This is a genomic window from Psychrobacter sp. AOP30-A2-5 (assembly GCF_052378115.1).
In the GTDB taxonomy this organism is placed as follows: domain Bacteria; phylum Pseudomonadota; class Gammaproteobacteria; order Pseudomonadales; family Moraxellaceae; genus Psychrobacter.
In genome coordinates this window covers 13,202-27,319 of sequence record NZ_JBQSXK010000019.1, presented here as the reverse complement: position 1 = coordinate 27,319, position 14,118 = coordinate 13,202, and the positions used below count along the sequence as shown (strand labels likewise).

General features: G+C 44.4%; 8 protein-coding genes. 6 read left to right on the top strand and 2 right to left on the bottom strand.

What is annotated here, in order from left to right; translation table 11 throughout:
* The first annotated feature begins 123 nt into the window (after positions 1-123).
* From ACT3S4_RS11885 to ACT3S4_RS11865, 5 genes are all read left to right on the top strand, one after another.
* Positions 124-1,197, top strand: coding sequence for a hypothetical protein (locus tag ACT3S4_RS11885; RefSeq protein ID WP_201560978.1), 1,074 nt, complete (start codon positions 124-126; stop codon positions 1,195-1,197).
* A 910-nt stretch (positions 1,198-2,107) separates the two neighbouring features.
* Positions 2,108-6,571 (top strand): glutamate synthase large subunit, encoded by a 4,464-nt coding sequence (gltB, locus tag ACT3S4_RS11880; RefSeq protein ID WP_444761131.1) that lies wholly within the window; start codon positions 2,108-2,110, stop codon positions 6,569-6,571.
* A gap of 180 nt (positions 6,572-6,751) precedes the next feature.
* On the top strand, positions 6,752-8,173 hold the full coding sequence (locus tag ACT3S4_RS11875; protein WP_055124824.1) for a glutamate synthase subunit beta: 1,422 nt from the start codon (positions 6,752-6,754) through the stop codon (positions 8,171-8,173).
* A gap of 162 nt (positions 8,174-8,335) precedes the next feature.
* Complete coding sequence (locus tag ACT3S4_RS11870; protein WP_444761130.1) at positions 8,336-9,571, top strand: FUSC family protein; 1,236 nt, start codon at positions 8,336-8,338, stop codon at positions 9,569-9,571.
* Positions 9,572-9,816: 245 nt separating this feature from the next.
* Positions 9,817-11,052: an FUSC family protein gene (locus ACT3S4_RS11865; protein ID WP_055124822.1), complete on the top strand. Its 1,236-nt coding sequence runs from the start codon at positions 9,817-9,819 to the stop codon at positions 11,050-11,052.
* A 241-nt stretch (positions 11,053-11,293) separates the two neighbouring features.
* Here the strand turns inward: ACT3S4_RS11865 and ACT3S4_RS11860 are convergent, their stop codons facing one another.
* Entirely contained in the window at positions 11,294-12,415 is a 1,122-nt protein-coding gene (locus tag ACT3S4_RS11860) for an ABC transporter substrate-binding protein (protein ID WP_201560976.1), read from the bottom strand.
* Between the two features lie 404 nt (positions 12,416-12,819).
* On the opposite strand from ACT3S4_RS11860, the gene ACT3S4_RS11855 reads away from it, so the two are divergent.
* Positions 12,820-13,083, top strand: coding sequence for a hypothetical protein (locus tag ACT3S4_RS11855; protein WP_193009072.1), 264 nt, complete (start codon positions 12,820-12,822; stop codon positions 13,081-13,083).
* Between the two features lie 75 nt (positions 13,084-13,158).
* On the opposite strand, the gene ACT3S4_RS11850 is transcribed toward ACT3S4_RS11855, so the two are convergent.
* Entirely contained in the window at positions 13,159-13,989 is an 831-nt protein-coding gene (locus ACT3S4_RS11850) for a Cof-type HAD-IIB family hydrolase (RefSeq protein ID WP_227676067.1), read from the bottom strand.
* Positions 13,990-14,118: the final 129 nt, after the last annotated feature.

The following is a 14,118-nucleotide window of genomic DNA, read 5'->3' as shown; positions in this document are numbered from 1 at the left end:
AAAGCTTTAGTGCTCGTGAATACTCACTGAACGCAACGGTTTAAAGCAGACTGGCTCGCCGCCATTCTACTTACTGCGCATCTCTTGAATGCGGTCAACTTTATTTTCACCAAGGATACTCCCATGGCAGCTTCAAGATCGACGCCGCGTACCGCTAGCCAGTCATATCGCCGTCAAGCGTTGATTTGGCTGATAATGACCTTGCTGCTGGGTGTGGTTACGGCTCTGATTTGGATGTTTAGTCAAACGCCAGCGATGGGTGCCAAAATTGAAAATGCCCCCATATCAGCACCGCAACCATTGAGTGCTGAGCTTGAGCAGCCCTTAAAAATCGAGTCGTTACACGAGCTTGATACCGACGTGCAGCCCATTAGTTTTGATACGACGGTACGTGATTTGCGCAATTATCCTGCTGAGTTTAAAGACAAACGTTATTTGTTGGCGAATAAAGGCAAATGGACAGTGCAGGTGATGAATGTCGCCGAAAACGATGTGATTGTCAGTTATTTAGAAGGCCGCGCAGACCGTAATAAATTTGCTTATTTCCGTTATCTTGATGATGAAAATCAAGTTCGCTATATGTTAACTTATGGGCTCATGAGTAGTCCACAAGAAGCGGTTGGCGCGGCAAAACTGATAGACTTTAAGTTGCCAGCCAATGTGCGTGTGTTGCCAGAAGAGATCAATCGTTATGTCGGTATCATCGATAATTATGAACGCCCTGATCCAGTTAAAGATTTGAGCACCAGACGCACACGTTCTGTTGATCTAAAGCCGACTAAGCGCGAAGTGCCAGTGCGCCAGCCACTGCCAGAAACGGATAATGGGGACAATGCTGGTCGTAGCAGTCAAGAAACTGCCAGTAACAGCGACAATGAAAGTATCCGTCAGTCAGCAGATACCTCCGATACTTTATCGGTCACTGAAGAGCGTATTGTTGGCAATGAAGAGGAAGTATCCTCTATCACCACGCCTAAAAATGAAGGTAGTGGAACTAAGTCTGAATCAGAGAATAAAAAACCAGCGACATCAGGCACTGAAAATACCACTAAAAAACCCCCAGTAGTCGCAACACCGAAGCCGCCAAGTAGTACCAGTAGCACAAATTCTGGCGCAAACACTACTAGCAAGAATACCAATCCTCCTAAGAGCAATAACGACAGCATAAAAACACTGATAGAAGACAAAAGTAATTAGAGTATGTTTGTCTTGTGACCATATCGTTGATAGTTATGATAACCTCGTTACCACTATGATTAAAAAAACCCACTGACAAGCTGGTTAGTGGGTTTTTTTGTGGAGCATCGTAAAACATATAATTAGTGCTAAAAATACGTTTTCAAAAGAAGTTGATCTTAATTAAGCATCTCAACTAAGCCTTGTCACAGATACTATGTATCAAAATTTGCATAGAACATTTAATCATCCTATAACCAATAGTAATAAGTTCTCTTACAAAATATGGTGGATGAATCGATAGAAAAGACTAGATTTTTTGTCTGTCATTAACTAATATAACTGTGGGCGACGTTCTGTATAGTTATCGTAAAAATTGTTTTTTAACAATGAATTGGTAAACTTCTATCATTTAAAAGATGCGTTACTAAATTTTTTTGTCTCAAGCGTTGTCACTTGCTATCTATAATTAAGCTATCGCAAGTGACGCAACCTCTCTTATTATCGCTCTCTTTAGAGTGAATGAAGCGCTTGATTACAGAGCGTCAGATATTCAAAATTAATCAAATGCACGGTTATTACATGCGTAGTCAATCAGTCTGGATTGCTAGGCATGGTGTGATAACAAGTGACACTCAAGATAGCGACATTGTGTTATTGATGATTAGGTAACGGGTATACAGGGCTGTATGTCATTGCCAAGGGCGACCGTTTACTATCTTTTAATATGTTAATGATCTATTGAAACATCATTCAATGACTGGGAGTGCCAGAGCTTTCACCTTAGTCTCAAAGTATGATGTCTATGAGCGTCACACCATTTATTAATTCGGATATACGAATATTAATTATTAGCCCGTTCTGCTTACGGTCTTCAGTTTATGATCTGCATTGGATGCATAAATTGCCCGTTCACCTAAAAGGACTAGCCATGTCAATGATTTCCTCGCAAACCCACCTGGCCACGCCAGATGACTTTTCTGATAACTGTGGTTTTGGTTTGATCGCTCATATTGAGGGACAAGCCAGCCATGATTTGGTAAAAACTGCTATTCATAGTCTAAGCTGTATGACCCATCGCGGCGGTGTTGCTGCTGATGGTAGAACGGGTGATGGTTGTGGTCTACTACTGGCGACGCCTATTGAGTTTTTTAGAGGTATTGCTGCTGAGCAAGGGTTCGCGATTACTGACAACTTTGCCGTTGGTATGATCTTTGTCAATTTAGATGAGACAAAAGCTTGTGATAGCCAGCAAGTGCTTAGCGATGAGATTGTCGCCCAAGGATTAGAGGTTGCTGGCTGGCGTGATGTGCCGCTTGATTTGAGCATCGTCGGTGACATTGGCCGTGAGACTTTACCTGATTTTAAGCAAGTGTTTGTCAACGCACCCGATGATTTAGCAGCGGACGACTTTAACCGTAAACTGTTTGTCGCACGCAAAAAAGCAGAGCAGCGCTTAGCTGATGATGAGCTGTTTTATGTGTGCTCATTGAGCTGTCAGACGATTATCTATAAAGGTTTGGTGATGCCATCAGACTTGCCAGCATTTTTCTTGGATCTACAAGATGCGCGTTTGGCATCGCATATCGTGGTATTTCATCAACGTTTCTCCACCAATACCTTGCCGCGTTGGCCTTTGGCGCAGCCGTTTCGTTATCTTGCTCACAATGGCGAGTTGAATACCATCACAGGCAATCGCAACTGGTCTGAGGCACGGACGCCAAAACTAAAATCAGACAAATTGCCCAATTTGAATGAATTGACGCCACTGGTGAACAGTACGGGCTCTGACTCATCAAGCTTAGATAATATGCTTGAAGTCCTCATGTCAGGCGGTATGAATCTATTCCATGCGATGTCGATTCTCGTGCCACCTGCTTGGCAGAATGTCGATAGCATGGATATGGATTTGCGCGCCTTTTATGAGTTTTATTCGCAGCACATGGAAGCGTGGGATGGCCCAGCAGGTTTGGTGATTCAAGATGGACGCTATGCGGTCTGTATGCTTGATCGTAATGGTCTACGCCCATCGCGCTGGGTGACAACTAAGAACGGCTATATCACCGTTGCCTCTGAAGTTGGTGTGTGGGATTACTCGCCAAAAGATGTATTGGCAAAAGGACGCGTTGGCCCTGGTCAAATGCTCGTTATTGATACTTTAACGGGTCAAATTTTAGATACTAAAGCGATTGCGACGTTACTGAAAAAAGCCCATCCGTACCGTAAATGGCTGCGTGAAGAAGCAACCCGTATCCGTGACGATGAGCGTTTAGAAGAAGAGTTAGCAGCGCAAACATGCCGTGGTAATGAGCTAAAAACACTGCAAAAAATGTATCACATCACCAATGAAGAGCGTACTGAAATTATTCGCCCCAATGCCGAAAATGGTCAAGAGCCTGTCGGTTCAATGGGTGATGATACGCCCATGGCAGTGCTGTCGCAGCAAATCCGCCATGTCGGTGATTTCTTCCGCCAGCAGTTCGCACAGGTGACCAATCCACCGATTGATCCATTGCGTGAATCTATCGTGATGTCATTGCAGACCTGCCTCGGTGCTGAAACTAACGTGTTTGCGCCATCAGCGCGAGATGCACACCGTATTATCTTATCGTCGCCTGTACTGTCAGCCAGCAAGATGCAGCAGCTTGAGACCTTGGGTGATCCAGCCTTTAAAATGGCGCGTATTGATTTAAACTATGATCGCACCCTTGAGTTATCAGAAGCCATCATGGCTATCTGCGAGCAAGTAGCTAACAGCATCCGAGCTGGTCACACTTTGATTGTGTTGTCTGATAAAGACATCGATGCCGATAAAGTACCAGCCAATGCCATCATGGTGACTGGTGCGGTGCATCATTATTTGATTGGTCAAGGTATTCGTACTGATGCTAATTTAATCATTGAGACTGGTTTGGCGCGCGACTCGCATCAAGTGGCAGTCTTGATTGGTTTTGGTGCGACCTGCGTTTATCCTTATTTGGCTTATGATGTTATTGATGACTTAGTAGCGACTGGTGAGCTGCTTGGTGATCCGATTCAAGCGCGGGTTAATTTCCGTAAAGGCTTGGATAAAGGCTTGCTAAAAATCTTATCAAAAATGGGCATCTCGACCATTGTCTCTTATCGCGGCGCGCAGTTATTTGAAGCAGTGGGTCTCTCTGAAGAGGTGGTGAGCCTGTGTTTCAAAGGCGTACAGAGTCGTATTAAAGGTGCGACCTTTGCTGACTTAGCTGCCGATCAAGCACAGCTAGCGGCGAATGCTTTCAAGCGTCGCGCGCCACTCGATCAAGGTGGCTTACTGAAGTTTGTCTTCAATAAAGAATATCATGCCTTTAATCCAGATGTGATTAACAGCCTGCATACAGCTGTACGCACGGGTGATTACGACAATTATCGTAATTATGCTGATTTGGTCAATAGCCGTCCGGTTGCGACCTTGCGTGATTTATTGCAATTAAAAACAGATAACTCTATCGACGTTAATGACGTGGAGGATATCTCATCCATTCTGACGCGCTTTGACTCGGCGGGCATGTCGTTGGGGGCATTGTCACCCGAAGCCCATGAAGCGATTGCCATGGCGATGAATACCATCGGTGGACGTTCAAACTCTGGTGAGGGCGGCGAAGATCCAGTACGTTATGGCACGCTGCGCAACTCGAAAATTAAGCAAATTGCCTCGGGTCGTTTTGGCGTCACCCCAGCGTATTTGCGTTCAGCAGAAGTGATGCAAATCAAGGTTGCACAGGGTGCCAAGCCGGGTGAGGGAGGTCAGCTGCCGGGTGGTAAGGTCAATGCTTTGATTGCGCGCTTACGTTATTCTGTACCGGGTGTGACGTTGATTTCACCGCCGCCGCATCATGATATTTATTCTATCGAAGATTTAGCGCAGCTGATTTTTGATTTAAAGCAAGTCAACCCTGATGCCTTGGTATCGGTAAAACTGGTCTCACGTCCGGGCGTTGGTACTATCGCGACTGGCGTGGCAAAAGCCTATGCCGATTTAATCACCATTTCAGGCTATGATGGCGGCACAGCAGCCTCTCCGCTATCGTCTATCCATCATGCAGGCTCACCATGGGAGCTAGGACTGGCTGAGACCCATCAATCATTACGAGTAAATGGCTTGCGTCATAAAGTTCGTATTCAAACTGATGGTGGTCTAAAGACAGGACTTGATGTGGTAAAAGCCGCTATCCTTGGGGCAGAAAGCTTTGGCTTTGGTACCACGCCGATGATTGCCGTTGGTTGTAAATACCTACGCATTTGCCATCTGAATAATTGCCCGACTGGGGTTGCGACGCAAAAAGCCAAGCTACGTGACGAGCATTTCATTGGCGAAGCGGAGATGCTCATTAACTTCTTTAAATTTGTAGCAACTGAAACGCGCGAATGGCTTGCCGCCCTTGGTGTGCATAGTATGGAAGAATTGGTCGGACGTACTGACTTGCTTGAAGTATTAGAAGGCAACACGGATAAGCAGCGTCATTTGGATTTAACGCCATTATTATTTAGCCATCCGGCCAGTAGTGGTAAAGCCCAAACCTGTCAGGTTGAGCGTAATGAGCCATTTGATAAAGGCTTACTCGCTGAACAGATGATTAGTGATATGCTGCTCAATATTCGTCAAGGTAATGGCGGCGATTATAGCTATTATGTCGGTAACTGTGATCGCTCTATCGGCGCGCGTATCTCTGGTGAAATTGCGCAAGTATGGGGCAACCTTGGCATGAGTGATATGCCAATTAAACTGCATCTGACTGGTACTGCTGGGCAAAGTTTAGGCGTCTGGAATGCAGGTGGTCTAAATATTGAGCTAGAAGGCGATGCCAATGATTATGTCGGCAAAGGCATGGCTGGCGGTGAGATTGTTATTTATCCACCAAAAGACTCAAGCTTTACGGCGCAAGAGACCGCCATCATTGGTAATACCTGCTTATATGGCGCAACGGGCGGCAAACTATATGCAGCTGGTACTGCTGGCGAGCGCTTTGGGGTGCGTAACTCTGGCGCGCACGCAGTCATCGAAGGCACAGGCGATCATTGCTGTGAATATATGACAGGCGGTATTGTCACTATTCTTGGGCGTACGGGTCTCAACTTTGGGGCAGGTATGACAGGGGGCTTTGCTTATGTGCTCGATATGGAAGGGGACTTCTTTGACCGTTGTAACCATGAGCTGATCGATCTGAATCGTATCTCAAGTGAGCAAACCGAAGAGCATCGTATTCATTTGCAGCAAGTGATTGAAGCGCATGTTAATAAAACAGGCAGCGCGTGGGGTCAGACGATATTGGCTGACTTTGAGCACTATGTTCGTAAGTTTTATTTGGTGAAGCCTAAAGCGGCAAACATTGCGAGCCTTCTCAAGACCACCATGGCTGACCCACAGTAGCTTTGCTTGGATTATCCAATGTTCCGCTTTTAAAAACCTTTTAACTCAGAGGTTTTCAGCAGGTAAGTGACGGTCACGATATAAAGCTCTTAATTTTGCGATAAATGAGACATCGTTGACTGTCACCGCCCACTTTAAAAAAGCTTGATATAAAAAGCCTCATATTAAAGAGACAATACCATGGCAAAACGCTTAGAAAATAGTTTTCAGTTTTTAGATGTACCACGGCTTGAGCCGACCAAAAAAGACATCGCCACGCGCTCAACGGAATTTGTTGAAATTTATAAACCGTTTGAGAGTGAAGCCGTTGCGCAGCAATCGCACCGCTGTCTGGAGTGTGGTAACCCTTATTGTGAATGGAAGTGCCCTGTACATAACTACATTCCTAACTGGCTCAAATTGGCCACCGAAGGGCAGATATTTCAAGCGGCTGAATTGTGTCACCGCACCAATACGTTGCCTGAGGTCTGCGGTCGCGTCTGTCCCCAAGATCGCTTATGTGAAGGCGCTTGTACCTTAAACGATGGCTTTGGCGCTGTGACCATTGGTAATGTCGAAAAGTACATCAACGATACCGCCTTTGCACTTGGCTGGCGTCCGGATATGTCTGATGTGGTTTGGACAGATAAAAAAGTCGCGATCATCGGTGCAGGGCCAGCAGGTTTGGGCTGTGCAGATATACTCGTTAGAAACGGCGTAAAACCAGTTGTGTTTGATAAGCGTCCTGAAATTGGTGGTTTACTGACCTTTGGTATTCCAGAATTTAAAATGGAAAAGGACGTCATGCGTAACCGCCGTGTCATCTTTGAAGGCATGGGCATGGAATTTCGTCTTGAGACAGAAATTGGTACTGATATTAGTATTGATGAGTTGCTAAGCGAGTACGATGCGGTATTTATGGGCATGGGTACTTACACTTATATGCGTGGCGGCTTTGCTGGTGAAGAGCTTATCGGTGTTCATGATGCGCTAGATTACCTAATTGCTAACGTCAATCGCTGCAACGATTGGGAAAAAAATCCTGAAGAATATATCGACTTTAAGGGTAAAAGAGTGGTGGTGCTAGGTGGTGGCGATACTGCGATGGATTGTAACCGTACCAGTATTCGCCAAGGCGCTGAGCAAGTAGTCTGTGCCTATCGCCGTGACGAAGAGAACATGCCAGGTTCGCGCCGCGAAGTGGTCAATGCTCGAGAGGAAGGCGTTGAGTTTCTATTCAATCGTCAACCGACAGAAATCATTGGCTTGAATGGTAAAGTGAATGGCGTGAAAGTCGTCACGACTCACTTGGGTGCGCCAGACAATCGTGGTCGTCAGCGTCCTGAGCCGATTCCTAATTCAGAAGAAATTATCCCATGTGATGCTGTAATTATGGCTTTTGGCTTCCGTCCTAGCCCTGCTGACTGGTTTGAGTCTCAGCAAGTGGCAATGGACAGCTCTGGTCGCGTGCTGGCAGCGGAAAAGCAAACCTTTAAATTCCAAACCAAAAACCCCAAGATATTTGCTGGTGGTGATATGGTACGTGGTTCTGATTTGGTCGTGACTGCGATTTGGGAAGGTCGTGAAGCCGCTGAAGGTATTTTGGACTTCTTAGAGGTATAATGGTTTTGGTTTACATCCAATTATTGACCACTCTATTTAGATCTCAAACGTCTTTTGCCTTTTAACAGGTAAGAGACGTTTTTTTTGATATCAGCAGTACATGATGGTTCGATATTACTTTTCATTGACTATATATTCTTCAATTAATAAGAGTACCTGTGCGTGAAACCAAAAATTTGGCAACGATTTACTGCACCATTCATTGAACCTTATGCGCGCTATCAGCACGCTGATATCTTGCACGCCATACGTATCGGTGCAGCCATCGTGTTTGCGCTGTTAGCCAATCAAATAAGCCGTTTTCCACATGGGGAATGGACGACGATCACCGTCTTTATCATTTTGGGATTGCTACAGTATCAAGGCGCTATTTATACCAAAGCCAAAGAGCGAGTATTGGGCACGGTTTTGGGTATTGTGGTGGCATTTGCAATCTTATGGTTCAATAAAGGGACGGGTGCTTGGTTAGGGATAGAGTACCTGCTTATTGGTATCATTAGTGGGATTATTGGTTATTTTTCGGTCAGGCGGCTAGGGTATACTGGGTTACTCACTGGCATTACTATGCTGATGATCGTCTCTAACTTGAATCAAGTTAATATGGCGCAAGATGGTGTCTATCGCGCACTCAATATCTTAATCGGTACAGGTATTGCGGTCATGGTGACAGTGGTCTTACCTCTAAAGTCGACGTTGATGTGGCGATTTTTATTGGCAAATAATTTAGAAGCCTGTAGTACGCTTTATGCCGGTGTCGGACATCATATCGATGCTGAAATAGTGGCTCCCAAGTCGCTTGTCTATAATAGGGCGACAAGCTCAGCTAGCCTGTCCTATCCTCAAAATAGCGCTACTGCAGATATGCCTGTCAATAAAGCGTTGATAAAATCGCTGCAGCAAATAAACAAGCGATTACTCGCAGTACGTCCACATATCGCTGCAACAGCAAGCGAGTCCGGCATTCATAAAGAGACGATAGAAACGATTCAGCGTACCCATCGCAATATCATCGGTACCATCGATTTATTGCTCAGTGCAGCACCGCGTTTAGCGAGTATCGATATCGATGATGATAATCATACGCTACTGATTCACTATCAACACGAGCTCACCCAAGCCATGCAGCATATCGCGGCAGTACTACGCAGTCCAAGCGATCAGACTTTTCGACCTATTACGCGTATTGCGCTATCAGAATATCCTAGCGTACAGTATGCAACGTTTGAGTGGCAAGGATATTTTTGGTTGACGCAAACGTTGCAAGCACAACTGCAACAGTTAAGTGATCTGCTACAAACGACCAAACCGCAGTGGTATGCTGCTTCTGGTCTGCGCTATCAAAGGCGTGAGCAGCGTAGAATGAAAGAGCAGGGGGGCGAGTCCGATTTACACTTGTAAATATAGGAGATGCTGGCAAGTATTTGTCAGCACCTTTCAGCATTACCAATAGCCAAATGCGATGTTGTTAGGGTGTTTTTTTGTCGTTATGTGCTAGCATGTTTTGACCTTCAGCGTCTTTTATCTTTTAATAGGTAAAAGGCGTTATTTTTTGGTCATGACTTTATCATCGCTTTATCAATAGTTAAGCCAGTAGCTAGAATTTAACCGACTTTTTATTCCTTCACTTATAAGAGATACCCTGCGTGAAACCGACTTTTTGGCAACGATTTACCGCCCCGTTTGTAGAGCCTTATGCCCGTTATCAGCATGCAGATGTTTTGCATGCCATACGTTTGGGTCTGGCTGTACTTATTGCGCTCTTGTTAAATGAGTTTACGCACTTGCCGCATGGTGAGTGGACGACCATTACCGTGTTTGTGATTTTGGGTTTGTTGCAATATCAAGGGGCGATTTATACCAAGGCTAAAGAGCGGATATTGGGTACTTTGCTTGGGGTGGTGGTCGGGCTTAGCTTCTTATGGCTGATTAAAGATATCGGTGGCTGGTTGTGGCTATATTATGCACTGATTGGCATTATCAGTGGCATCATCGGTTATGTGGCGGTCAAGCAATTGGGCTATATCGGTCTGCTGACAGGTATTACCATGCTGATGATTGTGTCGAGTCCTGACCACAGCAATATTGCCCAAGATGGCTTATATCGCGCGTTCAATATTTTGCTTGGTGCAGGAGTAGCGGTGGCCGCAACGTTAATTTTACCGCTTAAATCGACGTTGATGTGGCGGTTTTTGTTGGCCAGTAATCTTGAAACCTGCAGCAATTTGTATGCAGGGGTTGGCAATCATATTGATGCGGATGTCTTAGTGCCCAAGCCGTTTAAATATAGTAAGGCGACCAGTTCGGCCAGTATTATTTATCCATCGAACAGTTCTATACCAGATACACCGGTCAATAAGTCCTTGGTGAAAGCATTACAAAAGATTAATAAGCGTTTGCTTGCCGTGCGTCCGCATATTGCAGCGACAGCAAGTGAGTCGGGCATTGAAAAAGAAACGCTAGAGACTATTCAGCGTACCCATCGTAATATCATTGGTACCATTGATTTACTGTTAAGTGCGGCACCGCGTTTGGCTAATATTGAGATTGATGATGAAAACCATATTTTACTTATCCATTATCAGCACGAATTGACGCAAGCGATGCAGCATATGGCGGCGGTATTACGTAGTCCAAATGATGAAGTATTTCGACCGATTACGCGTATCGCGGTATCAGAATATCCAAGTGTAGAAAACTTAGGCTTTGAGTGGCAAGGCTATTTTTGGCTGACCCAAACTTTGCAAGTTCAATTGCAGCGGCTCAGTGATTTATTGCAAACGACTAAGCCAAAATGGTTTGCCGCCTCTGGTCTGCGCTATCAACGTCGCGAGCAGCGCCGTATCGAGCACAAAGGTAGTGAAACTGATTTGCACTTATAAATATAGTCAATCCTATATAAATTAGATACAGTGTCAGGCTCGCTTAGTCTACTATTGGTAGTACTTTCGCTCGCCTTCCTTGTATCCAAATTATATTGAAACGACTATAAAAGTTAAATAACAGCCAAGAAAGAATAAATAAAAAACGCTGACTTTATTAAGTCAGCGTTTTTTTTGCGGTAACAGTTGTTAAAAAAGCTATTAAAAATGGCTATAAAAAACAGCTATCAACAAACAGTGATTAACGACCAGTTTTTAGCTTATCCCAATACTGCTGATAGACTTGCAATGCTTCATCGCCCACATCTTCTTGGAATTCCGCTTTTGCCAGCACGTCTTTGCTCGGATAAATGGTTGGATTGTTTCTCACCTCTTCTGGCATCATCTCACGCGCAGCCATATTAGGCGACGCATAACCAATCTCTTCGCTGACGATTTTAGAGTTCTCAGGACGCAGCAAGTAGTCAATAAACTTGTGGGCTGCATCGACTTGTTTGGCGTTTTTCGGAATCACAAAATTATCCATCCACAAGATAGCGCCTTCAGTTGGATATTTATAAACCAAGCTGGTCAAGCCTTCGTTATTGGCGATAATTGCCTCGCCATTCCAACTCATACCAACCGTGGTTTCGCCTTCCATATAAGGCATACGCGAGGCATCCGAGTTAAAGGTCTTCACATTTGGCATCAAGGTCGTGAGCTTCTCATAAGCGGCTTTGATTTCGTCAGGATTTTTACTATTACCTGAATGTCCAAGGGTCAATAGCGCCATGCCAAACACTTCGCGCATATCGTTCATCAGCATCACTTGCCCTTTATACTCAGGACGCCATAAATCGTTCCAGCTATTTACGGTTGCAGGATCGACCTTGTCACCATTAATGGCAAGACCGGTGCTGCCCCACATATAAGGAATCGAATATTTGTTTTCTGGATCAACCTTGGTATTGGTAAAAGACGTATCAAGATTCTTAAAATTGCTTAATTTGGATTTATCGAGCTCTTGCAGCAGCCCTTCTTTGGCCATTTTTTCGACATAATAGGTCGACGGAATCGCTAAGTCATATTGGCTAGAATCGTCGAGTAGTTTGAGCTTGGCATACATAGCTTCGTTAGAATCAAAGGTAGTGTAATTGACCCGAATGCCTGTCTCCTCAGTAAAGCCATCGAGAATCTCTTGCGGCATATACTCTGACCAGTTATACAGATTGAGCGTTTCAGCACTCGCCGCTGTACCATCAGCCGCCGTATTGTCTGACTTACTACAGCTAGCAAGTGCTAGCCCAACAGCCACGGCTAATAGTACTTTTGGTAGTATACGAGCGCTACGAGTAATGTTGTGGGGCGATGATAAATGAGTCAAAATATCTCTCCTAAATAAGAATGATGCAAATGAGTAAAAAGTTAAATGATAGATAATGGAAGCTAAGGGCTAAATACTAAGTGCTGAATATAAGGTATCGAGCCAGTTGTGAAACTATTATGGCTATGATTGTTAAGAATTTAAAGGGCAAGAAAGAAGTTCGTTATTCATAATATTGTTAAAAGTGGCGCTGATGAATGGCTGAAGAATCTATAAAATCACAAATATGAGGTTTACTGCTGTCTTTGAGTAAGATAATAAGCGTAAATAATCATGCTATGATGAGAGCTGCTTTACCCTTAAGCCATGAGTTTACAACGTGGTTTTTATAAGATACAAAGGTTACCGATAAAATAAAAACAATCGAATGTTAATTAAATGGTTCGAATTAAAAGAGGCAAAAGATGAATAATCGTAAACGCGCTGGACTGATTACTGCTGTGCTTGGCATCATTGCCTTTATGACCATGTTTAACGCTGGCTCGCCGACACCTATCGTTAATTGGCCGGTTGAGACGTACATGGGTTTGGCATTTACGATTGGCTGGTTGAGTAATGTGCCTGTTTGGTTGGCCTATGTGCTGGCAGCGGTGGTGCTTATTTTGATTGTTGTTGGATTTTATAAAATCGGTAGTTGGATTTATAGTTTAATGACGAAGCGTGGTTAGATTTTGCTAGGACGTGTCCTTATTTTAAAAGTGAGAACACGTCCTAGATAAATAGCAATTTGCAAAGTCTGATTACTAAGACGCAATATGAAACTGCTCAAGCACCGACTGAATACCGCGCTCCTCAATCGTACCCGTAACAAAGTCTGCACGTGCAATCAATTCTTGCTTTGCATCGCCCATTGCTACTGCATAGCCGACCAAGTCAAACATCTCTAAATCATTCATTCCATCACCAAACGCCATACACTCACTGGCATCTACCCCATAATATTGACAGACGTCTTTAATGCCTCGCGCCTTGGATGCCTCTATCGGTAAGATATCTGCGCCGATATGATGCCAATGGACGAGCTTTAAATCGTACTGGGCAAAATCGACGTCCTGCATTTTCTCTTGTTGATTGTTAAAAAATACTGAGCATTGATAGACGGTATTCCCTTTATGGTATTCAGGGTCAACGATAGAGTTTGGCGTGATGGCATTAAACTCGCGCAAGCGCTCATTTTCACCTGACCAAGCGATATGGGTGGCAGAGTCAAACTTATGAATCAACTCGCTCTGTTGGCACAGACGCACGATGGTATCCGTTTGCTCAGCGGACAACGGATAGTGGCTAATCCGACCCTTTTTATCAAAACTATACTGTCCATTCATACAAATAATCGCATCTAAGACATCAGCTTCGAGCAAGGCTAAAATATCTGCTGGCAATATGGCTTTGGAGCGTCCCGTTGAAATCACCAGCTTAATATCAGTACCTGCAAGCTCCTCAAGTGTTGTTTTGTTGTGTTCGGCAATGATGCCATTGCGGCTCAAGGTATCATCGATGTCAAAAAAGATGATCTTGGGTGTCGGAGTCTTGATAGTCATACTTTCTGTGGCGATTTTGTCTTCGATAAACATGATGATCCTATTGTTTTTTAGTCGTTTCAATACCAATGATTTAGATACTACTACAACACACCCAAAGAGATAAATACCTATAAAGTAACCTGCGATGATGCAAATTTGGCTACTGCTGCGGTATTAGCT